The 22734-nt window shown below is 68.1% G+C and carries 19 protein-coding genes; 9 read left to right on the top strand and 10 right to left on the bottom strand.

The window, feature by feature from the left end:
- The first annotated feature begins 3 nt into the window (after window positions 1-3).
- Genes GGR03_RS13640 through GGR03_RS13650 form a run of 3 tightly spaced genes read left to right on the top strand, consistent with a single transcriptional unit; the run spans window position 4 to window position 4123 of the window.
- Complete coding sequence (locus GGR03_RS13640; RefSeq protein ID WP_183208888.1) at window positions 4-1977, top strand: ABC transporter substrate-binding protein; 1974 nt, start codon at window positions 4-6, stop codon at window positions 1975-1977.
- Entirely contained in the window at window positions 1974-2972 is a 999-nt protein-coding gene (locus GGR03_RS13645) for an ABC transporter permease (RefSeq protein WP_183208890.1), read from the top strand. The genes GGR03_RS13640 and GGR03_RS13645 overlap by 4 nt, the downstream gene beginning before the upstream one ends.
- Window positions 2969-4123 carry an ABC transporter permease gene (locus GGR03_RS13650; protein ID WP_183208892.1) on the top strand — a complete coding sequence of 385 codons (1155 nt, stop codon included), beginning with the start codon at window positions 2969-2971 and terminating at the stop codon, window positions 4121-4123. Before GGR03_RS13645 ends, GGR03_RS13650 begins: the two co-directional genes overlap by 4 nt.
- A gap of 9 nt (window positions 4124-4132) precedes the next feature.
- Here the strand turns inward: GGR03_RS13650 and GGR03_RS13655 are convergent, their stop codons facing one another.
- The 8 genes from GGR03_RS13655 to GGR03_RS13690 form a co-directional block, all read right to left on the bottom strand.
- Window positions 4133-5368, bottom strand: coding sequence for an adenylate/guanylate cyclase domain-containing protein (locus tag GGR03_RS13655; protein ID WP_183208894.1), 1236 nt, complete (start codon window positions 5366-5368; stop codon window positions 4133-4135).
- Window positions 5369-6223, bottom strand: coding sequence for an MBL fold metallo-hydrolase (locus GGR03_RS13660; protein ID WP_183208896.1), 855 nt, complete (start codon window positions 6221-6223; stop codon window positions 5369-5371).
- Window positions 6220-6693 carry a cyclic nucleotide-binding domain-containing protein gene (locus GGR03_RS13665; RefSeq protein ID WP_183208898.1) on the bottom strand — a complete coding sequence of 158 codons (474 nt, stop codon included), beginning with the start codon at window positions 6691-6693 and terminating at the stop codon, window positions 6220-6222. The genes GGR03_RS13660 and GGR03_RS13665 overlap by 4 nt, the downstream gene beginning before the upstream one ends.
- Window positions 6694-6732: 39 nt before the next feature.
- Complete coding sequence (locus tag GGR03_RS13670) at window positions 6733-9438, bottom strand: ABC transporter transmembrane domain-containing protein (protein ID WP_183208900.1); 2706 nt, start codon at window positions 9436-9438, stop codon at window positions 6733-6735.
- 1 nt (window position 9439) lies between these two features.
- Window positions 9440-11296, bottom strand: coding sequence for a dipeptide ABC transporter ATP-binding protein (locus GGR03_RS13675; protein ID WP_210292151.1), 1857 nt, complete (start codon window positions 11294-11296; stop codon window positions 9440-9442).
- A gap of 271 nt (window positions 11297-11567) precedes the next feature.
- Entirely contained in the window at window positions 11568-12758 is a 1191-nt protein-coding gene (locus GGR03_RS13680; protein ID WP_183208902.1) for a glycosyltransferase family protein, read from the bottom strand.
- On the bottom strand, window positions 12758-13918 hold the full coding sequence (locus GGR03_RS13685) for a glycosyltransferase family 4 protein (RefSeq protein WP_183208904.1): 1161 nt from the start codon (window positions 13916-13918) through the stop codon (window positions 12758-12760). Before GGR03_RS13685 ends, GGR03_RS13680 begins: the two co-directional genes overlap by 1 nt.
- Entirely contained in the window at window positions 13915-15168 is a 1254-nt protein-coding gene (locus GGR03_RS13690) for a glycosyltransferase family protein (protein WP_183208906.1), read from the bottom strand. Before GGR03_RS13690 ends, GGR03_RS13685 begins: the two co-directional genes overlap by 4 nt.
- 179 nt (window positions 15169-15347) lie before the next feature.
- Here GGR03_RS13690 and GGR03_RS13695 point away from each other — a divergent pair, with 179 nt between their 5' ends.
- The gene (locus tag GGR03_RS13695) at window positions 15348-16694 is read left to right on the top strand and encodes an adenylate/guanylate cyclase domain-containing protein (protein WP_183208908.1); all 1347 of its coding nucleotides are present in this window, start codon (window positions 15348-15350) and stop codon (window positions 16692-16694) included.
- Between the two features lie 4 nt (window positions 16695-16698).
- Here GGR03_RS13695 and GGR03_RS13700 read toward each other — a convergent pair whose 3' ends face one another.
- Together GGR03_RS13700 and GGR03_RS13705 are read right to left on the bottom strand one after the other, a co-directional pair.
- A complete protein-coding gene (locus GGR03_RS13700; RefSeq protein ID WP_183208910.1) occupies window positions 16699-17556 on the bottom strand; it encodes a GNAT family N-acetyltransferase in 858 nt (285 codons plus the stop codon).
- A complete protein-coding gene (locus GGR03_RS13705) occupies window positions 17553-18329 on the bottom strand; it encodes a polysaccharide deacetylase family protein (protein WP_183208911.1) in 777 nt (258 codons plus the stop codon). Before GGR03_RS13705 ends, GGR03_RS13700 begins: the two co-directional genes overlap by 4 nt.
- Window positions 18330-18428: 99 nt before the next feature.
- Between GGR03_RS13705 and GGR03_RS13710 the strand changes: the two genes are divergently transcribed.
- The 5 genes from GGR03_RS13710 to GGR03_RS13730 all read left to right on the top strand — a co-directional run bounded on the left by GGR03_RS13710 (window position 18429) and on the right by GGR03_RS13730 (window position 22689).
- On the top strand, window positions 18429-18908 hold the full coding sequence (locus tag GGR03_RS13710; RefSeq protein WP_183208912.1) for a GNAT family N-acetyltransferase: 480 nt from the start codon (window positions 18429-18431) through the stop codon (window positions 18906-18908).
- 224 nt (window positions 18909-19132) lie between these two features.
- A complete protein-coding gene (gene sdhC, locus GGR03_RS13715) occupies window positions 19133-19525 on the top strand; it encodes a succinate dehydrogenase, cytochrome b556 subunit (RefSeq protein WP_183208914.1) in 393 nt (130 codons plus the stop codon).
- A 10-nt stretch (window positions 19526-19535) separates the two neighbouring features.
- On the top strand, window positions 19536-19916 hold the full coding sequence (sdhD, locus tag GGR03_RS13720; protein WP_183208916.1) for a succinate dehydrogenase, hydrophobic membrane anchor protein: 381 nt from the start codon (window positions 19536-19538) through the stop codon (window positions 19914-19916).
- Window positions 19917-19918: 2 nt separating this feature from the next.
- A complete protein-coding gene (gene sdhA / locus GGR03_RS13725) occupies window positions 19919-21775 on the top strand; it encodes a succinate dehydrogenase flavoprotein subunit (protein WP_183208918.1) in 1857 nt (618 codons plus the stop codon).
- Between the two features lie 176 nt (window positions 21776-21951).
- Window positions 21952-22689, top strand: a complete 738-nt coding sequence (locus tag GGR03_RS13730; RefSeq protein ID WP_183208920.1) for a hypothetical protein — start codon at window positions 21952-21954, stop codon at window positions 22687-22689.
- Window positions 22690-22734 lie beyond the last annotated feature (45 nt).

Raw genomic sequence — 22734 nt, forward strand, 5'->3', positions numbered from 1 at the left:
GCCATGCGGGAAACGACCAGGGCGGGATTGGCGCGGCGGCGGGGCAGCCGTTCCGTCGCCTTGGCTTTGTCGCTCTATCTGGCCTTGCCCGGATTTCCCCGCGCTGAAGCCGGACCGGTCGAAACCGCGGGGCTCGCCGCCGCCGTTGCCGACGGCAGCCTGCCGCCGATCGCCGAGCGCCTGCCGTCGCTGCCGCGAGTCATGCCGATCCACAGCGCCTGCCCGAGCGACCAGCTGGGCGGCACGCTGCGGATGCTCGGCGGCAGCGCCAAGGACACGCGCAACCTGCCGGTCTTCGGCTATTCGCGCCTCGTCGGCTACGACACCGATTTCAACATCGTCCCGGACATTGCCGCCGGTGTCGATGTCGAGGATGGCCGCGTCTTCAATTTTCACCTCCGCCCCGGCATGCGCTGGTCCGACGGCGCACCGTTCACCTCCGAGGACTTCCGCTATTTCTGGGAAGACATGGCGAAGAACCCGGCGATCGCGAAATTCGGCGTGCCGGTCGAGCTCCTCGTCGACGGCGAGGAACCGCACGTCAGCTTCCCCGGTCCCTACGAGGTCCGCTATGCCTGGAGCCGGCCGAACCCCAATTTCCTCGCCTCCCTGGCGGCGGCAACGCCGCTCGAGATCTTTCGCCCGGCCCATTATCTCAAGAAGTTCCACGCCAGCCATCAGGACGAGGCCGCGCTGGCCGCGAAGGTCGAGAAGGCGGGCCAGCGCAACTGGGCCGCGCTGCATTTCAACAAGGATCGCAGCCAGCGCAACGACAATCCGGACATGCCGACAATCCAGCCATGGAAGCTCGCTACCGAGCCGCCGGCGGAACGGCTGATCTTCGAGCGCAATCCCTATTTTCACCGCGTCGACCAGGAGGGGCGGCAGCTTCCCTATATCGACCAGGTATCGCTCACCGTCGCCAATCCGGAGCTGATCCCGGCCAAGGTGGCGAATGGCGAGGCAGACCTGCAGGCCGCTTACCTGGCCTTTCCGAACTATCCGTTCCTGAAGCGCGGCGAGGCCCGCAGCGACTACACGGTACGGCGCTGGCGTTCGGGGCGCGGCTCGCACGTGACGCTGTTTCCGAATCTGAACGCCGCCGACCCTGTCTGGCGCGCAGTGCTGCAGACCGCAGATTTCCGGCGCGCCCTGTCGCTGGCGATCAATCGCGACGATATCGACAAGGCGATCTTCTACGGGCTGGCCGAGCCGGCGGCCAACACGATCCTGCCCGGATCGAAGCTCTTCGACCCGGCGCTGCGCACGAGCTGGGCCAATTATGACCCGCAGGCCGCCAACGCGCTGCTCGACAGGCTCGGCCTGATGCGCGGGCCGAACGGGCTGCGCCGCCTCCCCGACGGGCGCGAGATGCGGATCGTCGTCGAGACCGCCGGCGAAAGCAGCGAGCAGAGCGACGTCCTGGAACTCGTTCGCGAGGATTGGCGCAAGATCGGCATCGACCTCCTCACCCGGGAAGCCCAGCGCGAGATATTTCGCAACCGCGTCAAGGCGGGCTCGACGCTGATGTCGGTGTGGAGCGGGCTCGACAACGGCCTGCCGACGCCGGCAACGGATCCGCGCGAACTTGCGCCGGCGACCGCCGAGCAGCTGCAATGGCCGGGCTACGGCATGTGGGTGGAAACCGGCGGCACCGGCGGCGAGGCGCCCGGCGACGTCGCGGCCTTGGCCGGCGTCCGGGATCTGATTGCCCTGCGACGTGCCTGGCGGGAGACCCTCGACGAGGCCGAGCGGACGGCGATATGGAAGAAGATGCTGGCGATCAACGCCGACGAGGTCTTCACCATCGGCATCGTCACCGAGGTCGACCAGGTGGTCGTCGTCTCGAACAAGCTGAACAACGTGCCGACGCGCGGCGTCTACAATTACGATCCGGGGGCGTATTTCGGCATCTACAATCCGGACGGCTTCTATTTCGACTGCGCGGCCGTGGCGGTGGCAGGCAACCCCTCGTGATCCGGTATCTCGGCGGGCGTCTCTTCACCATGGCCTGGACGCTCGTCGCCATCAGCGTCATCGTCTTCGTCATCATCCAGCTGCCGCCAGGCGACTACCTGACCAGCTACATCGCCGAGCTGCAGGCCCAGGGCGAAACCGTCAGCGGCGACAAGATCGCCTTCCTGCGGGAGGAATACGGTCTCGACCGCCCGCTCTGGGAGCAATATCTCGTCTGGGCCGGCGGCCTTCTCCAGGGCGATCTCGGCTATTCGTTCGAGTACAACCAGCCGGTTGCCGACATCGTCGGCGACCGCATGCCGATGACCATCCTGCTCAATGCCGCCACGATCCTCTTCGTCTACCTGGTGTCGTTCCCGATCGGCATCTACTCGGCGACGCATCAGTATAGCTGGGCCGATCACGGGCTGAGCTTCCTCGGCTTCCTGGGGCTGGCGACGCCGAACTTCCTCTTGGCGCTGATCCTGCTCTATCTCGCCAATGTCTGGTTCGGCACCTCGATCGGCGGGCTGATGGCGCCGGAATTCATCGACGAGCCTTGGTCGCTGGCCAAGATCGGTTCGGTCCTGTCGCATCTCTGGGTGCCGGTGCTGGTCATCGGCACCGCGGGAACTGCCGGCATGATCCGGCGGCTGCGGGCGAACCTCCTCGACGAGCTGAACCGGCAATATGTCGTCACCGCCCGGGCGAAGGGCCTGACGGAGGGCCGCCTGCTGCTGAAATACCCGCTGCGCATGGCGCTCAACCCGTTCGTCGCCGACCTCGGCACGCTGCTGCCGCAGATCGTTTCCGGGTCGGTGATCATCTCGGCGGTGATGTCGCTGCCGACGACAGGGCCGATGCTGCTCGCGTCGCTGCGCAGCCAGGACATGTATCTCGCCGGCTCGTTCCTGATGTTCCTCGCCGTCCTCACCGTCGTCGGCATGTTCGTCTCCGACGTGCTGCTCGCTTTGCTCGATCCCCGGATCCGGCTGGGCAAGAGCACGCCGCGATGAGCAGCCTGCCGCATTTCGTCTCGCAGGAGCGCTTCGACCCGGAGGCGACGATCGCCGAGGGCTCGATCGTTTCGGGCGCCTATGCGCGGGCCTCGCAGGCGAAGCTGATCTGGTGGCGATTCCTGCGCCACCGCGTAGCCGTGGTATCGCTGGCCTTCCTCCTGATCAGCTACGTCTCGATCGCCTTCATCGAGTTCCTGGCGCCCTACGAGCTGCAGTCGCGCCACACCGACCACATCTTCGCCCCGCCGCAATCGGTGCATCTGTTCCACGAAGGCAGCTTCGTGGGCCCGTTCGTCTATCCGCTGCAATACCAGCTGGACCTCGACACGCTGCGCCGCGTCTATACGTCCGACACCAGCCGACCGATGCCGCTCCGCTTCTTCTGCCAGGGCGAGACCTACCGTTTCTGGGGCCTCGTCGAGGCACAGACCCACCTCGTCTGTCCGCCCGAAGGCGGCACGCTGTTCCTGCTTGGCACCGACCGCCTCGGACGGGACATGTGGTCGCGCATCCTCTACGGCGCGCGCATATCGCTCACCGTCGGCCTGGTCGGGGTGACGCTCAGCTTCCTGCTCGGCATCACCATCGGCGGGGCGGCGGGCTATTTCGGCGGCTGGGTGGATTCGGTCGTCCAGCGTGTCACCGAAATCCTGCGCTCGATCCCGGAACTGCCCCTCTGGCTGGCGCTTTCGGCGGCGCTGCCTGTCACCTGGAGCCCGCTGCTCGTGTATTTCGGGATCACGCTGATCCTGGCGCTGCTCGACTGGCCGGGGCTTGCCCGCGCCGTCCGCTCCAAGCTGTTCGCGCTGCGAGAGGAGGATTTCGTCGTGGCCGCGGAGATGCTCGGCGCGCGGCCGCGCCGGATCATCTTCCGCCATCTCCTGCCCAATTTCATGAGCCATCTGATCGCCTCGGCGTCGCTGTCGATCCCGACGATGATCCTCGCCGAGACGGCGCTGTCCTTCCTCGGCCTCGGCCTGAGGCCGCCGATCACCAGCTGGGGCGTGCTCCTCTCGGAGGCGCAGAACATCGAGGCGGTGGCGCTCTATCCGTGGCTGCTTTTGCCGATGCTGCCGGTGGTGCTGACGGTCCTCGCCTTCAGCTTCGTCGGCGACGGGCTGCGCGACGCCGTCGACCCGCACCATTGACGCCGGCGATCATTCCGCTGCGGCGGCCAGCCCGAGCGCGGCCTGGGTCTCCGGGCAGAGCGTGAACAGCTCCATTTGCCGCTCGACGCCGTTGAGCATGTGCAGCCCCGTAGAACACCAGCGACCGGGCACCAGAGCGGCGACATTGGCGCTGGCGAGCACATTCGTGTCGAGCGACTTGGTCAGCTTCTCGATGCGCTCCACCTCGGTCACGGTCGAGCCGATGACGGTGAAGGCAAGCCGTTCGGGCACACCGATATTGCCGAAGACGACTTCGCCTATATTCAGGCCGATGCCGAACTCGATCAGGTCCCGTCCGGCGGCCGCGCGAACGGCGTTGGCCTCGTCGCGCATCTTGAACGACTCGCCGACGGCATCCAGAACCCGGGCGGTGATCGCCTCCGGGTCGGTTTCCTCGTCGATCGGATAGATCACCAGGACCGCGTCGCCGATGAAGGCGAGAACCTCGCCGCCGGCACGGATCGCCGGGCGGGCGGCGCATTCGAAATAGTCGTTGAGGAGCTGGAGGAAGTCTTCGCTCGGCAGACTGCCGGTGAGCCGCGTCGAGTTTCGCAGGTCCGAATACCAGACGAGTGCCCGCGTGGTGGCGCCGCCGCCGAGACGGATATTGCCGTTGAGCACGCTCCGGCCGGCCTTCTGGCCGAGATAGGTCTCGACGATGTTGCTGGTGATCTGCGACTGGATGATCGACTTGCAGGCCAGCGCGAAGGACTGCTGGATCTCCTGCAGGACCCGCAGGTCCTCGTCGGTGAAACCGGCAGCGCGGTCGCTGGCCCAGATCACGATGATGCCGCCCGGGCGGCCCTCCATGAACATGCCCGGTTCGGAGAATTCGGTCCGCAGCGCGAGATAGTCGGTGTAGCCCTCCGCGGCGAGTTCCTCGAACAGCGGAAAGTCGAGCGTATGGCCAGGCCCCACGAGACGGCGCCGCAGTACCGGCAGATCGGCCTCCAGCATATAGCGCAAGGGGCTGCGCTGCCACGCGTCGGTGTTGGCGTCCTGGTGATGGAAGTGATCCAGCACGGCTGAAGGCTGGTTGCGATGCCAGCTGATCATCTCGGCGCGGAACAGCGGATGCAGGGTCGGCCAGTTGAGCCGCGCCCGGGCGATCGGCACGCCGATGCCGTTCAGCCGTTGGCACAGCTGCTCGAAAATGGTTTCCAGCCTCGGCTTGCCGAGGGCTTCCTTCAGCAGCCAGTCGTCGACCTGTTGCGTCAGGCTCATCTAGCCCGCCTCCACGATCCGTACCCGTTCGGCGATATCGAGAGTGAGACCGGTTTCCGCAACCAGCATTCCCGGAAAAACCGCCTGCGCCCGCCCGACGAGATCGGCGAGCCAAGTGTCGGTCCGGGAGATGTCATGGTGAAAGGCGACGAGGCGGGGCACGCCGGCGGCGCGGCAGAGCCGCACGCCCTCTTCCCAGGTCGAGTGCCCGAAGCCGCGATACTTGGGATATTCCTCGTCCGTATACATGCTGTCGTAGATCATGATGTCTGCGCCTTCGATGAGGTCGCAGATACCCTGGTCGAGGCCGCCGGCGCGGTGTTCGGTGTCGGTGATGTAGCAGACGGCCCGGCCGCCATATTCGACCCGATAGCCGACCGCGCCATTGGGGTGGTTCAGCCGCACGGTGCGGATGCGCACGTCCGGGAACAGGTCGAGCACGTCGGGCGGCCGGAAGTCGCAGTATTTGATGTCGGCGGCGAACTGCTTCGGCGTGACCGGGAAGTAGGGCGGGCACATGAAGCGCTCCACCATGTTCCGGCAGGTCGTGTTGTCCTCGAAATGCCCGGCATGGATGCGCACCGACGTGCCCGCATGATAGAGCGGCATGAAGAACGGCAGGCCGATGATATGGTCGAAATGGCAGTGGGTGAGCAGCACGTCGACGTCGCGCACCTCGCCATTGTAGAGTTTGCGGCCACAGCCGACGATCCCGGTGCCGGCATCGAGCACGATGACATGGTCACCGCAGCGCAGCTCGACGCAGCTCGTGTCGCTGCCGAAGCGTGTATTGGCGGCGGCGGGCGCCGGGATGCTGCCGCGCGCGCCCCAGATGGTCAGTTCGAACCGGCTCAAGCCTCGCCGCCTCTCGACGCCGCGAGATTGCGCGCGCGGACAAGCTCCTCGTTGGTGTGGGTCAGGCGTTCGGCGAGACCGCGCATGACCTCCGCGGCGATCTCGGGGAACTGTTTCAAGAGCTGCAGGAACGACTCCTTGCGCACCCTGAGCGCGGTCAGGCCGGTCCGGGCGGTGACCGTCGCGGTGCGGGGCGTGTCGCATAGGATCGATATCTCGCCGACGACGTCGCCTGAGCGGAGCGTCGCGACCAGATAGTCGCCGGCCTCCGTTGCCACGGAAACGTCGGCTTCGCCATCCACCAGCACATAGGCCGCGTCACCGGGCTGCCCCTGCCGGCAGATGACCTGCCCGGCACGATAGGCGATCGAATCCGAGGTGAAGGCGATCAACTTGAGCCGCGCCGGCTCGATGCCGGCAAATATCGGCACGGACCGCAAGAGGTCGATTTCGGACTTCAGGAGCGTCACTTCAGGCCTCTTCGATTCACCGTTATGGTCGCCATCACATCACGCAGGCTCATCGACCGGATGCGGGACATGGGCGTCGATCATGGTCATCCGGCCATCCCGAAATTCCAGGGTCCGGTCGAAGAAATGCGCGTGTTCGGCATGGCTGAGAACCCAGAAAACCGTTTGCCGCGGGACACCAAGGGCCTCTCGCGAGGCAAGGACGCGCCCAATTGTCGCCTGCTGGCTGTCCCCGTCAAGGGCCGAGAGCGGTCGGTTGAGGACGAGCAGGTCCGGCCGCTTCAGCAATGCCCGCGCCAGAGCCAGCTTCTGCTGCTGCCCGGCCGACAGCCGCTTGGCACCGCTGCCGATGTCGAAGTCGAGGCCGATCTCGAACACCACCTCGGCGAGGCCGGTATCGTAGAGCGTGGCCACCAGCACCTCGTTGATCCGCGCCGCGGCCTCGGCATAGCGGTCGACCACGCGCCCGAACAGCACATTGTCCTGGAAGCTGGCAGCGGGATTGAGCGCCGTCGGCGAATGCACCGATACCGCCTGGGCAAGGTCCGGCTCGAGCTTTTCGCCGAAGCGGGCACGGGCCGCCAGCACCGCGCTCCTGATCCGGTCGTCGAGAAGGCCCAGCCTGTGCTTGGGTTCGATATAGCCGAAGGCGAGTTCCTGGAAGGCTCGCCGATACTTGCCGGAATGGGGCCCCTCGCCCGAGGTGCGGCGCAGCGCCGTGCGATAGTCGTCCACCTCGTCCGGCGACATCAGGTCGACGCTCTCCATCAGCGGATTGTCCGGCGACAGGTCGCCGAAGATCTCGATCAGGGTCTCGGCGATCTGCCGTCCCATATCGAAGAGCATGACGTCGAGCCCGGTCTGCTTGAGCACCTCGCGCATCTGCGGGCGCTCGGCCAGCGAATTGCCCATCAACGCCTCTGGCAGCGGAATGCCGAAGACGAGGTTCTCGATCAGCGACGCGTAGTCGGAATAGCGTTCCGGATCGAATGTCTCGAAATAGTCCTCGTCGCCGCCCTCCGCGAGCCGCTCGCGGAACCGCGCGCGGGCCGCGAGCACCCGTGGCCCGACCTCCTCCGGCAGATCCGCCGGAAGCCGGTTGCGCAGGCCTAGACGGGCGATGTCGACCCGCAGTTCGACGATCTCGAGCACCTCCGCCAGCCGCCCGGAGAGCTGCTGCGGGCCTTCGATCCCCGCCGCGGCGTAGTCGATCCATTCTTCCGGGCAAAGGCTGCTGGCGTCACCCGATCGCCATGCCTCGGAGAGCCGCTCCGGGTCCGGCCGCCCGGTGCCGTCGTGGCCGTTAACGGGTGCGTGACGCAGGCCGTAGACGAGCGCGTCGCGCACCGACATCTGGGCGAAATAGAGCCCGGAGGTGCTGTAGCCGAAGCGTCGTCCGACGAAGGCATCGGGAAGACTGTCGAGCGAGCGGCCATCAATGCTGATCCGCCCGCTGGCGGGTTCGACCAGGCGGACCAGAGCGTCGGCCAGGTATTCGCCGCCGCCGCTGACCGGCCCCACGGCCGCAACCGCCTCGCCGGGCGCCAGCCGCAGGCTGGTCGGCTCGAGGAGATCGTTGCCGCTCTCGTCGGCGATCCTGAGGCCAACGATGGCGATATCGCCCTCGATGTGCGGCGGTGTCTCCTGCGAGACCTTCTGACGTTCCGGGTCGATCAGGTCCGGCATGGTGAACTGCTCGGTGATCTGGGCGTATTTCGACTGCACGTCGACGCGGAACTGGTCCCAGGCGATGAGCTCCTTGAGCGGCGCGGGAAGATCCTTATAGGCGGCGATGACAGCGACGAGCTGGCCGATATCCAGCTGCCCGACGATGACGAAATAGCCGCCGGCGAGATAGAAGATGAAGGGTGTCGTCTGGGCCAGCAGGTTGTTGATGAAGTTGACCAGGAACTTCCAGCGGAAGAAGTCGGTGCGGATCTGCAGGATGCGGCCGAGCCGCCCGCCGATCTCAGCCCGCTCCCAGCTCGACGTGTCGTTGACCCGGATCGACGGGATGCTGTCGACGATCTCGCCGATCCGGCCGGACAGAAGCCGGGCGGTCAGCTGCCGGGCTCGCGCCAGGACCACGAGGCGCCGGCGCATGCGCGGAATGATGATCAGCTGGACGAGCACCACCGCGCCGGCGACGCCGCCGAGCCAGACATTCTGCAGGAAGATGAACAGCAGCGCCGTGGCCGCCTGGCTGAGCAGCAGCGCCGGATCGGCGAAGGCGCTGCCGCCGAAGCCGCCGACAGGCTCGGTCTCGTCCTTGACCATCGAGGCGATCTCGGGCCCGCGCACCTGCTTGAACCGTCCGGTCGGAAACCGCAGCACGCGATCGACCAGATCGTAGCGAAGGCGCCTGAGCAGCCGCTCTCCGAGCTGGCCCTTGTAGTTCGAGAGATAGAACTTGAAGAGCCCGTTGACGACGACGAAGAACAGGAAGGTGAGGCTGAGCGCCACCAGCATGCCGAACCGGTCGACCTCGATGCCGCCGAACAGCTGCAGCGTGCCGCCGCCGAGGAAGTCCGGCAGGGTCGGCGTCCAGCGGAACAGCGGCTGCGTCTCGCCCGCCGCCCATTCGCCCTGGATCGGACCGTTGACGATCCGCTTCGGCAGGTCGAGCGTCAGGTAATAGAGCGGCAGCGACAGCGCGAGGACGAAGAACAGCCAGAGCTGCTGGCGCTTCGTATGGCGCCAGACATAGCCGAAGATGCTCTCGTCGAGCTGGTCCCCCCTTGCCATCTCACCCTCCGGTGGCGGCGCCGGCGGGCGCTGCGGCGAGGAAGTCGACATTGGCTGCACGGACGAAGTGGCCGGGCGCGGCTTCGAGCAGTGGCCTGTCGCGGGCCTCGACGACGGCGAACGGTTCCGGCCAGTCGCGATGCCCGATCTGCCCGACGGCCGGCAGATGGTCGAAATCCAGCGGCCGGGACGGGTCGGCATGCGGCACCGCCTGCATCAGCAGGCGGGTATAAGGATGCAGCGGCGCGCGGAACAATTCCTCGCGCGGCGCGAGTTCCACGATCTCGCCGTCGCACATCACCGCGATCCGGTCGGCGACGTAGTTCACCACCGCCAGATTGTGCGAGATGAACAGGTAGGTCAGGCCGCAGAGACGCTGGAGGTCCTTCAGGAGGTTGAGGATCTGCGCCTGGACCGAGACGTCCAGCGCCGCCACCGGCTCGTCGCAGATCAAGAGTTCCGGCTCCAGCGCCAAGGCCCGGGCGATGCCGATCCGCTGGCGCTGCCCGCCGGAGAAGCTGTGCGGGTAGCGGCCGGCATATTGCGGCTCGAGCCCGACGGCGGCAAGCAGCCGCTCGACCCGTTGCCGCCGGTCGCCGGCGACGCCGATCCCATGGATTTCCAGCGGTTCGGCGAGGATCGCGCCGACCGTCATGCGCGGGTCGAGCGAGGAGAACGGATCCTGGAAGACGTACTGCATCCGCCGCCGCGCCTCGAAGAGCGGCTGGCGCGAGGCCGAGGCGAGGTCCACCGTCCCCTCCCGGCCGCCATGCAGGAGCACCGAGCCTGTCGTCTGCGGCACTGCCCCCATGATGGCCCGCGCCAGCGTCGTCTTGCCGGAGCCGGATTCGCCGACGAGGCCCAGGCACTCGCCGCGCCTGACGGTGACCGAGACGTCGCGAAGCGCGTGGATGGTCAGCCCCGGCGCCCGCGACAGCAGCCGCCGGTCCCGCCGCAGCGAGAAACTCTTGCTGAGCCCCCTGACCTCGAGGAGCGGTGCCCCGGGCGGCACCTGGTCCGCATCCTCGCCGCGCTGCATCAGCGCCTTTGCATCGACCTTGATCTCGCGGATCGGCTTCAACCGCCGCGCGTCGCCCGGTTCGAGATCGGGCACCGCCTTCATCAGCGAGATCAGATACGGATGCTGCGGCTCATGGAAGATCGCCGCCGCCGTACCCGACTCCACGACCCGGCCGTGATGCATCACCACCACTTCCTCGGCGAGATTGGCCACCACGCCGAGATCGTGGGTGATCAGCAGCACGGCCATCTTCAGCCTGGCCTGCATGTCGCGCAGCAGCTTGATGATCTGCGCCTGCAGCGTCACGTCCAGCGCGGTGGTGGGCTCGTCGGCGATCAGCAGCGCCGGCTTGGCGATCACCGCCATGGCGATCATCGCCCGCTGGCGCAGCCCGCCGGAGAGTTCGAACGGATAGGATCGCATGGCCCGCGCGGGGTCCGGAAAGCGCACCAGCCGCAGCGTCTCCAGCGTCAGCTCGCGCAACTCGGCGCCGCTGGCGCGGCCATGCACTTCCAGCACCTCGCCGATCTGGTCGCCGAGCGTGTGCAGCGGCGAGAACGACGTCATCGGCTCCTGAAAGACGATCGAGATCGCCCGGCCGCGGATCGCCCGGAAACGCGCGCTGCGCGGCGACAGGGCAGCGAGGTCGACGAGCCCCTGCTCCGGGTCGCGGAAGAGGATGCGGCCCGAGGTGATCGCCGCGCTTTTCGGCAGAAGGCCGAGGATCGCCTGCGACGTGACGGACTTGCCGGAGCCGGATTCACCGACGAGCGCGACCGTGCGCCCCGCCCCGACCCGCATCGAGAGGCCGGAGACCGCCTTGACCATGCCGGCCATGGAGCGGAACTCCACCGACAGATCCTCGATCGACAGGAGCGTGTCGGCCGCAGGCCCGGCGCTCGTCGCGAGGGGCAGGCGTTCCAGAACCGGTGCGTCGCTGGCCAAACCGGCCCCCTCCCCGACCACGAACGAAGGCGGCGGCGAGCCGTGCGGGCGGTTCACGCGACGGCCACCGCGAGGCCAGTCGAGAAGCCGCGACGCGCCGATCGCGCGCCACCCGCGGGAGCGCTGCAACCCCTGCCGGCATAGCATCTGGGCTGCTGGCAAGTCATGCCGATTTTCGCCCCTCGGGAGATCGCGCATCAGCGGCCGGAGCCGCGGCCAACGCGCCTTGCGCCAGCGCCTCGATCATCCGGGCGGCATGGGCCGCGCCTTCGAGGTCCATGGCCGGGCGCGGCCTGGCCGATCCGGCCAATGCGGTGCCGATCGCCGCCGTAAGCGCGTCCGGCGTCAGGGCCGTCTCCGAAACCACCGAAAGCAGGCCGAGCGCTTCCATGCGCCGGGCACGGTATTCCTGCTCGGTCTCGTCCCCCTCGGCATAGGGCACCACCACCGCCGGCACTTCGGCCCGCAAGAGGTTCATCACCGTGTTGTAGCCGGCCTGCGAGATCGACAGCGCGCAGCCGTCCAGACGCGCCTGGAACTGCGGATCGAAGCGCTCGACGATCGTCCGCTCGTCGGCATGGCTGCGCAGATCCCGAAACACGTCCTCCGGGCAGCGCGGCCCGGTGAAGAAACGCCAGACGCGGTCGGCAAGCGGCGTCTGCGGGCGCGCCGCCATGGCCGTCGCCAAGAGCGAGCCTGCGGCCGCGCCGCCGCCGGCCGAGACGATCACGTCGCCGGTCGGCACGCCCTTGCGCCGATCGCCCGCCTCCGTGACATAGCCGGTGTAGTGGATACGGTCGGCAAGGCTGGCAGCGTGCGGATAGGTCTCGTCGAAGGTGAACAGTGCCGGGTCGGAATGGACCAGCACCGCATCCAGATGGTCCCGCGCCAGCTCGGCGCCCCGGGCCGCCCGTTCCGGATGCTTGGTCTCGACCAGTATGTCGCGGACCGAGGCGACGCACTTGACCCGCGGCCGGTCGAGAGCGGCCCGCGCCAGCAGCGGCTCGAGCTCGAAGCGGAACCGCCAGCGGCCGAACGGGAACATCTCCATGAGCACGATGTCCGGCTGCAGCCGCTCGTAGACGGCGAGCAGCGCGTCGCGCCGCGCATCCCGCCAGGCGTCGGTGACGGGGTTGTCCTCGCCGTCATAGAGGATCTTGAAGTTCGCTCCGTCGAGCCGAACCGGCGGCAGCTGCGCGATGTCTGCGCCGGCGAACGGCATCTCGGCGACCGGCATGCCGCCGAGCGCGACGGTCACCGCCATGCCGCGATCGGCCATGGCCGCGACGAGCAGTTCGGCGCGGCGGAGATGGCCGACGCCGAGCAGATGCTGGACATGGAACAGGACGCGCATCAGCCCGCCACCGCCTGAAGCCGCCCGCCGCAATCGGCGGCGACGGCGCAAAGCGCCGCGTCGAGCCGTGCGGCGGCGACGTCCATATCGTGATGCGCCAGCGCCCACTCGCGTGCCGTCTGCCCCATCGCCGACCGCGTCGCCGGATCGAGCAGCCGCCTGACGCCGTCCGCAAAGCCGGCGACGTCGCCTTCCGCCGCCAGGAAACCGGTGACGCCGTCCGCGACGACGCCGGCGACACCGCCGCTCCGCCCGGCGACGACCGGCAGTCCCGCCGCCTGCGCCTCGATGAATGCCATGCTCCAGGATTCCTTGATCGCCGGCCAGACATAGAGGTCGGCAGCAGCGTAGAGTTCGGGAAGCTCGGCGGGCTCCGCCGCGCCGTGAAAGACGACGCGGGACCCGAGCGGCGCGAAGGCGGCCCTGACCGCGGCTTCGGCGGAACCCGCTCCGATCACCAGAAGCTGGAAGCCCGGCGCTTCGATCCCCGCCAGCGCCGCCGCAAGCACGCGATAGGAGGCAAGCTTCTGATCATCGCGCATCATCGCCACCGTGATCAGCCAGGGCAGCGCGGGGGCCAGCCCATGGCGGGCGGCGAGCATGGCGCGGGTTGCCGCGCGGGCGCCGGTTGCGGCCACGAAGGGCCGCGCGTCGACGAAAGGCGGCAGATCGAGATAGCCCGCCTGCGGCTTGAGATGCGCCGCGACGCCCGGCCGGTCGGCCGGATTGAGCCCGATCACCAGCTCGGCGCGTGCGAGGGCTGCAAGGCTCGCCTCATAGCCCGTGTTCCACCGACCGCCGCGCTGCTTGCCCGCGACCGAGGCCTCGGCGACGACGTAGGGAATGCCGAGATGCGCGGCGACGCGTGGCCCGATCCAGTCGGGCGCCTTGTGATAGAGGTGATAGGTGAACCACAGGTCGAACGGGCGGGCCTGCCCCGCGTGACGCGCGACGAGCCTGTCCGCGACCCGCCGGCCGAGGCCCCGCAGCCGGCGCTGGCGCGCTTGATCGCCGCGGTCGTAGCTGCGCAGGCGGGTCGGAATCACGACCTCGTGGCCCGCCTTCCGCAGGGCCGCGACCAGCATGCGGCCGACCGTGCGGTCGCCGGAAGGTGTCGGATCGTCCAGCGCCTTCATCGGCGCATAGAACGCCACTCTCATCCGGTACCGGTCCTCGGCAGCAGCGGTCGGGCCTTGCCGGCCCAGGCTTCGCCTCGCGAGCCGGAGCCCCGGCCGGCCGCGATATAGCTGTCGGTGAGGGCGCAGACCGTTTCGAGACCCCCCAGGATGCCGTCGATCGCCGCCGATTTCGGTCGCGCCTGGGTCGGCAGCGCCCTGATCGCGTCGGCCATGGCCGAGGCATCGGCGAAACGGTCGTCCGGCAGCATGCGCAGGAGCCCGAGCGCCTCGGCCTGCGAGGCGCGGATCTGCTGCTCCAGCCGCGGCTGGCTGCGCGGCACCACGACGGCCGGCTTGTCGAAGGAGAGGATCTCGCAGAACGTGTTGTAGCCGCCCATCGCGACTACGCCCTCGGCGTTCTCGAACAGCGGCTCGATGCTCGCGGCGAAGGTGATCGCGTCGACGTCGTCCAGTTCGGCTGCGCGGCGCTTGAAGTCGGTCTGCAGGGCGGCGTCCATGAACGGCCCGAGCACGATCTTGGCGCGCACGCCGATCGCCTTGTCGCTCTCGTAGGCGCGCAGCACCCAGTCGACCAGCATGGCGCCGTCGCCGCCGCCGCCGGTGGTCACCAGCACATACGGCTTCTCGCCGAGGCGGATGCGTTCCGGCAAGGCGCCCGATGGCTCGTCGGCGCGATGCAGATAGCCGGTGAACACCGCCTTGCGGCGCACCGCCTCCGAGACGCCGATGCCGGCGAGCGGATCGCAGATCTGCGGCAGGCCATAGATCCAGATGTCGTCGTAGAGGTCCTCGATCGCGGCGAAGGAGCCCTTGCGGGTCCACTCCTCCACCAGCCGGGACGGCTCGTCCATGATGTCGCGAAGGCCGAGCACCAGCCGCGCGCCGTTCCGGCGCAGGAGCTTCAGCGAGTCCTCGACCTCGCCGCGCATGCCCAGCGGCTCCTTGTCGACGATGAAGATGTCCGGGTTGAAGATCTCGGCGGTCTTCTTGATTACCGCGCTGCGGATCTCGGTGAGGTCCTCGAGCGTCAGGCCCGGGTTGGACGGCGCATAGGTATCGGCGCCGAGCTTCACCACGCCGGGGACCCGGATGAAATCCACCTGCGGCGGGAAGCTGAACGAGCCGACGACCGGGGAACCGGCGACGATAAGGATGGTGATGTCGGGACGATGCGCCACCAGCGCCTGGGCAATTACCCTGCAGCGTCGCAGATGGCCGAGGCCGAACGTGTCATGGCTGTAGATCAGGACGCGGGGAGGCCGAGCTTGCATCAAAAACTCCTGGCACCGCTGCCCTGCTTCCTGCACCATACAGTGGCGTCTTTTCTGCTGCGACGCAAGATCGCATGGCCCGGCTTCGGCTGCTTCGGCGGATGCTGCACCGAGATGGTGCCGTCTTCGCCGCATACACGGCCGCGGACCGCAGGACAACGGCGAGCCAAGGCGCTGACATGGCCAAACGATCCCAACTGCTCGCGCCTTTCAAGGGGACTTCCGCCAGACGGACGATCCCCGATCGCGTCCAGGACGTCGTCCAGCAGTTCGATCGACGCAGCGAGCAGCTGATCGGCTGGGTCCAGCTCACTCTCGGCAGCTTCCTGGCGATTCTCTATCTGGTCGCGCCGCGGCCGACCGACGGGCTGATGCAGCAGCCCGTGCCGGTGAGTCTGGCGATCTATCTGGCCTTCACCGGCCTGCGGCTGTTCCTGTCCTACCGGATGCGCCTGCCCGACTGGTTCCTCGGGTTCTCCATCCTGGTCGACATCACCCTCCTGTTCGGGCTGATCTGGTATTTCCACATCCAGTACGGGCAGACCGCGAGCTTCTATCTGCGGGCGCCGACGGTGATGTACGTCTTCGTCTTCATCGCCATCCGCGCCTTCCGCTTCGAGCCCGCCTGGGTGCTGGCGACGGGGGCGTCGGCCGCTGTCGGGTGGTTCCTCCTGACGGCCTACGCGATCTGGGCATCCGGGCCGGAGAGCATCACCCGCAGCTACGTCGCCTACCTGCAGGGCAACGGCATCCTGATCGGCGCCGAGATCGACAAGATCGTCGCGATCCTGCTTCTGACGACGGTGCTGGCGTTCGCGCTGGCGCGGGCCAAGCAGCTTCTGGCGGTGGCAACGCGCGAGCAGATCGAGCGCGAGGAGCTGCGGCGGTTCCTGCCGCCAGACGTCGAACGGGCCATAACCGAAGCGCCGTTGGGTATCGTGGCCGGTGCCGCGGAAGAGCGCGACGCGGCGATCATCGTCCTCGACATTCGCGGCTTCTCGGCCTTCGTCAACCGCAGCCAGCCGAAGGAGGCGGTGCAGACGCTCGTCGGCCTGCACCGCCTGATCGTGCCGGTGGTCCAGCGCCACGGCGGCGTCGTCGACAAATATCTCGGCGACGGCGTCCTCGCGACCTTCGGGGCCACCCGGCCTTCGCCGACGGCGGCGGCGGATGCCCTCCACGCACTGGTCGAGATCATGGCGATCGCCCGCGAATGGTCGACGGCGAGCGAATTGGCCGGGCTGAGCTTGCGCATGAACGGCGCGGCGACCGCGGGAAAGGTCGTTTTCGCGGCGCTGGGCGACGAATTCCGCCTCGAGTATACGGTGATCGGGGACGCTGTGAACCTCGCCGCCAAGCTCGAGAAGCACAACAAGGCCGAACGCACTGCCGCGCTGACGACGCGCGAAACATACGCGCTGGCCTTGGCGCAGGGGTTCAGCACCGAAGTGCCGGCGGAACTGCGCAGCGCCTGCCTGGTGCAGGGCGTGCCCGGAGCGATCGATATCGTCGTGCTCGATCCGTAGCCCTTCAGGGTAGCTTCTGGTTGAGCAGGATCACTTCGGAGAACAGATGATCGACCGCCGCCGGGACAAGGTCCGGCGAGCGGTACCATCGCGGCAGGGCGATCGGCTCGACGGTCCCCTGGTCGTCTAGCGGCGCCATCCAGCGCGAATCCACCGCCAGGACGCCGTTCTCGCCAGCGACCAGCGTGTCGGCGATGGCCTGCGCCTCGGCCGAAAGCCGCGCCGGGTCGCTGGCGTGGAGGATCTCGTGATAGGCGACGGCATCGCCCTTCAGCTTGCGCTGGTAGACCAGCCACAGCCCCGGATCGCCGACCAGCACGTGATGGATGTCGAAGCCCTCATGGGCGTCGAGAACCAGCTGCTGCGAGGCCGTCAGGCGGTCGCGGATCGCCGCCGGATCGCGCAGGCAGGACAGCACCATGCGTTGCGGCCCGCTGCGCGGCCGGAACAGGCTGCGCGTCGCGTCGAGCACTGCGAAGCCGAGGGCGCGGATCTTGCGGCCGGTCGCCCGGCGCGCGGTCATCGTCGCATAGGTGACCCCCGGTTGCGCCATTCCCGCCTGCAGCAATGCATCGCCGGTGCCGTCGCCGCGATACTCGGCGAGGAGATACCATGACGACAGGTCGCAGAAGCGCTGCAGCCGCCCGCCGACCGGCCGGTCGCTGTAGATCGTCCCCATGAAGCCGACGATGCGGCCGCGATCCTCCACCAGCCAGCCGCGCTCCACTTCCGCCGGCCGCCACGGATAGTCGAGCAGGCGGCGCCAGCGCTCCCCCGGAATCCGGGCATTCATCCGCTCGTGCAGCAGCCGCGCGACGGGCTCAATATCCGCCTCCCCGGCAGGTCGGACGATGGCGCTCATCGGGATGCAGCGCCGGCGGCGGGAGCTGCAAACAGCGCCGCGGCGCTGCGGAACCGGACCGCACCGTGCGCGGCCAACATATCGAGCAATTCGCTGAGGAACTCCCAGGTTTCGGCATCATGATCGAGGTGGTGGGTCAGAAGGCCGAACGGCTCATCCTTGTCGGTCCGGCCAAGGCGCCGGTCGGCAATGCGCTCGGCCGCCAGCCGAAGCAGCTTCTCGCGGCCCGCAAAGCGCGCGCCGCCCTTCCAGGTCAGGAGGTCGAGATGCGCGTTGATCTCGGCGAGACCGAGTGCCGCCTCCGGCGCCGCGCGCGGTCCGAACACCGAGACGCCGCGAAAGCCAAGGCCGGGCAGCGGGGCGATCACGCTGGGCTCGATGCGGTTCCAGGGCGGCACCAGTACGGGGACGAAGCGGGCGCCGAAGCACGCCTGGAGCCGCTGGCGTCCCGCAGCCAGCTGGTTCAGCAAAGCGTCGAGCGCCAGCACGCCACCGCATTCGACAGCGCGGGCGCCTTCTGCCGCATGGTTGCGGTGGGCAAAGCCGTGCTGCAGCACCGTCAGCTGCGGATCGTCGAGCGCCTCCGGAAGCTTCGGGAGCATGGCGTCAGGGATGACCGCCAGCGCCAGCGGGATCGCCCGGCGCACCGCTGCCTGCGTCAGCTGGCCGAGCGCCGACGACGGGCCGATCGCGTCGTCATCGCGCCACCATACGTCGAGTGTGCGACCCTCGTCGGCCCATCTGTCCAGCTCGTCGACCAGTTCGTCCTGCATCGCCGATGCCTAGACCGGAAACGCAGCTCACGGCAACGCCGGCGCGGTTCCGCCGCTTTCCGGCTTGACCACTGCAGCGTTCACCCCCAAACCAGCGTCATGGAGACCCCCGCCCCGGACATCGACATCAGACGGCTTCGCCTCAGCGACGCCCGAGAGCTTGCGCCGCTGATCTCGGCATATAACCAGTCGCTGTTTCGCGGCGCCCCCGGCGCGCCGGACACGTTCTACGCCGAGCAGCTGCTCCAGGACCGCACGGCGGAAGTGCTGGGCGCGCGCCTCGACGGCGAGCTGGTCGGCTTCATCCTCTATTACGACATTCCCGATCTGTGGACCGGCATGCGCTCGGGCCTGGCGGACCACATCTTCGTCTCCCACCGCCACCGCCGCAAAGGCATCGGCAAGGCGATGATCGACCTTCTGGCGGAGGAAGCAGACAGTCGAGGCTGGTCGAAGCTGGTGCTGCACGCACCGCGCAATCCGGGGGCCGGGCGCGGCCTCTACGAGCGCGTGGCCGAGCCGGCGGACTGGTCGAGCTTCGTCATCCGCTTCAACGACCGCGCGCTGGAGAAGCGCTGATTCGGGCGAGGGACCGGTAGGCCCCGGGGGGCCGGAAGGATTGCCCGCGCGCTGTTGACGCAACTAATCGATTAAGCCGCCGATGGCTTTGCGGCGGCGCGTGCCCGGCCTTGCGTTCGCAGCTGCGATAGTCCTTTTAGGCGACGTCTCATCGCTGTGCAGCATCGCGCAATCCGCCTATACCGCGCGGCGAAGAAACCGAATGCGAGGACGAGAAGGCACCCATGTCCGACCTCAGATCAGCGCGGCCTTTGTCGCCGCATCTTTCGATCTACAAATTTCGCCCGACCATGGCGATGTCGATCCTGCACCGCATCACCGGCGCGGCGCTCTACGGCGGCACGCTGCTGCTCGTATGGTGGCTCGTCGCCGCGGCGAGCGGCCCGGAGGCCTTCGAGACCGCGTCGGACTTCTTCGGCTCGATCGTCGGGCGCCTCATCCTGTTCGGCTACAGCTGGGCGCTGCTCCACCACATGTTCGGCGGCATCAGGCACCTGATCTGGGATACCGGCCACGGCCTGTCCAAGGAGACCTCGACCAAGCTGGCGATCGCCACGCTGGTCGCGTCCCTGACCATGACGCTGATCCTCTGGATCGCCGTCCTGGCGTTCGGTTGAGGAGGCGGTGATGCAGAATTTCAAGACACCGCTCAGCCGTGTCCGCGGTCTCGGTTCCGCCCGCGAGGGCACCGGTCACTTCTGGCAGCAGCGCCTGACGGCGATCTCCAACATCGTCCTGATCACCTTCTTCGTCATCCTCCTCGTCGCCCTGCACGATGCCAGCTTCCTCGAGCTGCGTTCGGCCTTCGCCAATCCGCTCGTCGGGATCACGATGGCGCTGGTGACGATCTCGGCGACCATCCACATGCGCCTCGGCATGCAGGTGATCATCGAGGACTATGTCCACGGTGCCGCCAAGCTGCCGCTCCTCATCCTCAACACCTTCTTCGCGGTCGTCGTCGCCGGTGCCAGCCTGTTCGCGATCGTCAAGATGAGCTTCGGAGCCTGACCATGGCCAGCAACGGAAAAGTCAACGGCGCCGGCCAGCCGCATCGCTCTGCCCCGGCACAGAACGGCAAGGCCTACAGCTTCGTCGACCACACGTTCGACGTCGTCGTCGTGGGCGCCGGCGGCGCCGGCCTTCGCGCGACTCTCGGCGCGGCGCAGGCCGGGCTGAAGACCGCCTGCATCTCCAAGGTCTTCCCCACCCGTTCGCACACCGTCGCGGCGCAGGGCGGCGTTGCCGCCTCGCTCGGCAACATGGGCGCGGACGACTGGCGCTGGCACATGTACGACACCGTCAAGGGATCGGACTGGCTGGGCGACCAGGATGCCATCGAGTATCTGGTTCGCGAGGCGCCCAAGGCCGTCTACGAGCTGGAGCATTTCGGCGTGCCGTTCTCGCGCACCGAGGACGGGCGCATCTACCAGCGCCCCTTCGGCGGCATGACCACCGACTACGGCAACGGCCCGCCGGCGCAGCGCACCTGTGCCGCCGCCGACCGGACCGGCCACGCCATCCTGCACACGCTCTACGGCCAGTCGCTGCGCTATTCCTCGGAATTCTTCATCGAGTATTTCGCCATCGACCTGATCATGGACGAGGAAGGCGTCTGCCGCGGCGTCGTCGCCATCAACATGGATGACGGCACGATCCACCGCTTCCGCGGCAAGAAGACGATCCTTGCCACTGGCGGCTACGGCCGCGCCTATTTCTCGGCAACCTCGGCCCATACCTGCACCGGCGACGGCGGCGGCATGGTGCTGCGCGCCGGCCTGCCGCTGCAGGACATGGAATTCGTGCAGTTCCACCCGACCGGCATCTACGGCGCCGGCTGCCTGATCACCGAAGGCGCCCGCGGCGAAGGCGGCTACCTGACCAATTCCGACGGCGAGCGCTTCATGGAGCGCTACGCCCCCTCGGCCAAGGATCTCGCCTCGCGCGACGTCGTCTCGCGTTCGATGACGATGGAGATCCGCGACGGCCGCGGCGTCGGCAAGAACAAGGACCACATCTTCCTGCATCTCGACCATCTGGATCCGGCGGTGCTGCACGAGCGGCTGCCGGGCATCTCGGAATCGGCGCGGATCTTCGCCGGCGTCGACGTCACCCGCGAGCCGATCCCGGTGCTGCCGACGGTCCACTACAACATGGGCGGCATCCCGACGAACTATCACGGCGAGGTGCTGACCAAGAAGAATGGCGACCCGGATTCGGTTGTGCCCGGCCTGATGGCCGTCGGCGAGGCAGGCTGCGTCTCGGTCCACGGCGCCAACCGGCTTGGCTCGAACTCGCTGATCGATCTCGTCGTCTTCGGCCGCGCCGCGGCGCTGCGCTGCGCCGACACGGTGACGCCGGGCGAGGACCAGCCGGACCTGCCGGTGGGCGCCGGCGACAACTCGCTCGCCCGTCTCGACCGCTTCCGCTACGCGAGCGGCGGCACGCCGACGGCGGTGCTGCGCGACCAGATGCAGCAGACCATGCAGTCCAACTGCGCCGTCTTCCGCACCGGCGAGATCCTCGAGGAAGGCCACGAGAAGATCCACCAGGTCTGGGCAGCTTCCGAGGATGTGCGAGTCACCGACCGGTCGCTGATCTGGAACACTGACCTGATCGAGACGCTGGAATACGACAATCTCATTGCCCAGGCGGTGGTGACGATGGACTCGGCCCGCAACCGGACGGAGTCACGCGGCGCCCACGCCCGCGAGGATTATCCCGACCGCGACGACGCCAACTGGATGAAACACACGCTGTCCTTCTGCGACACCGTGGGCAAGACCGTGACGCTCGAGGACCGCCCGGTGCACACCTACACGTTGTCCAACCAGATCGACTATATTGAGCCGAAGAAGCGGGTTTACTGAGCATCGCGGCGAGGAGCCGCGAGATCGGCCGGCCATGCGCCGGCTGGTCAGGCTTGCCGTTGCCGCGACGCGGTGACCCGCCCGGGATGCCACATCGCGGCTGCGGCCCTAGGTCTGGGTGGGGACACCTTTCACCGGCCCAAGCAAGCGGCCGGATCAAGCAATTCGGAGGAATGATGGACAAGTTCAAACGCGCCGGCCTCGCCGGCCTGACGATCCTCGCGCTCGGCGCCCTGCCGCTCGGCGCGCAGGCGCAAAGCGATCCGGCGCCCGCCGCCTCGCAAGCGCCGGCCGAATCGACCGGCAGCGAAAACGCGCCCGACCCTGCGGCCACGGAGACGCCGCAGGATCCCGCTGCCTCCGGCGGCGACGCCAGCGACATCACCCCCTCGGGCGGACCGGGTGGCGGGACGACGACGGACGACGGGTCCACCGACACGGACACGGACACGGACACGGACACGGACACGGACACGGACACGGACACGGGCGAGCAGCAGTCCGGGCAACCGCGCAACGCCGTCGGCGACAAGTTCGAGCTGCCGCGCGTCTCGGAAGGCAACCAGGTCGAGCTGATCGCCGGACTCTGCGGCGTACAGATGAAGCAGATGACGCCGCTGGCCTGCACGTGCCTGGCCGAACAGGCGCTGGAGAAGCTCTCCGATCCGCAGCGCGACTACCTGATCGCCAGCGTCGTCGCGCCCCCGGTGGCCGAGCGGATGCTGGGCGACGGGCGCGTCGGCCAGCCGGACCAGGAGACCATCTTCGCGTTCCTCAACGCCACCTCCGAGGCCTGCGTGACCGGCCGCTTCGTCGAACCGACGCCAGGCGCGGCACCGCAGGCGACGCCGCCCGCGACTGCCCCTTCACCGGACGGCACCGCGCCGGCCGACGGCGCCGCACCCGCCAACTGATCGCGGCCGGGGGCCGGCGGCAGCCGGTTCCCCGTCCCTCCACAC

The organism is Aurantimonas endophytica (assembly GCF_014196845.1).
GTDB classification, from domain to species: domain Bacteria; phylum Pseudomonadota; class Alphaproteobacteria; order Rhizobiales; family Rhizobiaceae; genus Aurantimonas; species Aurantimonas endophytica.

Coding starts and splice junctions, on each gene's coding strand:
- GGR03_RS13640 (WP_183208888.1), top strand. CDS start 4: ATGCGGGAAACGACCAGGGCGGGATTGGCGCGGCGGCGGGGCAGCCGT.
- GGR03_RS13650 (WP_183208892.1), top strand. CDS start 2,969: ATGAGCAGCCTGCCGCATTTCGTCTCGCAGGAGCGCTTCGACCCGGAG.
- GGR03_RS13655 (WP_183208894.1), bottom strand. CDS start 5,368: ATGAGCCTGACGCAACAGGTCGACGACTGGCTGCTGAAGGAAGCCCTC.
- GGR03_RS13670 (WP_183208900.1), bottom strand. CDS start 9,438: ATGGCAAGGGGGGACCAGCTCGACGAGAGCATCTTCGGCTATGTCTGG.
- GGR03_RS13675 (WP_210292151.1), bottom strand. CDS start 11,296: ATGGCCGGCATGGTCAAGGCGGTCTCCGGCCTCTCGATGCGGGTCGGG.
- GGR03_RS13680 (WP_183208902.1), bottom strand. CDS start 12,758: ATGCGCGTCCTGTTCCATGTCCAGCATCTGCTCGGCGTCGGCCATCTC.
- GGR03_RS13685 (WP_183208904.1), bottom strand. CDS start 13,918: ATGAGAGTGGCGTTCTATGCGCCGATGAAGGCGCTGGACGATCCGACA.
- GGR03_RS13690 (WP_183208906.1), bottom strand. CDS start 15,168: ATGCAAGCTCGGCCTCCCCGCGTCCTGATCTACAGCCATGACACGTTC.
- GGR03_RS13695 (WP_183208908.1), top strand. CDS start 15,348: ATGGCCAAACGATCCCAACTGCTCGCGCCTTTCAAGGGGACTTCCGCC.
- GGR03_RS13700 (WP_183208910.1), bottom strand. CDS start 17,556: ATGAGCGCCATCGTCCGACCTGCCGGGGAGGCGGATATTGAGCCCGTC.
- GGR03_RS13705 (WP_183208911.1), bottom strand. CDS start 18,329: ATGCAGGACGAACTGGTCGACGAGCTGGACAGATGGGCCGACGAGGGT.
- GGR03_RS13710 (WP_183208912.1), top strand. CDS start 18,429: ATGGAGACCCCCGCCCCGGACATCGACATCAGACGGCTTCGCCTCAGC.
- sdhC (WP_183208914.1), top strand. CDS start 19,133: ATGTCCGACCTCAGATCAGCGCGGCCTTTGTCGCCGCATCTTTCGATC.
- sdhD (WP_183208916.1), top strand. CDS start 19,536: ATGCAGAATTTCAAGACACCGCTCAGCCGTGTCCGCGGTCTCGGTTCC.
- sdhA (WP_183208918.1), top strand. CDS start 19,919: ATGGCCAGCAACGGAAAAGTCAACGGCGCCGGCCAGCCGCATCGCTCT.
- GGR03_RS13730 (WP_183208920.1), top strand. CDS start 21,952: ATGGACAAGTTCAAACGCGCCGGCCTCGCCGGCCTGACGATCCTCGCG.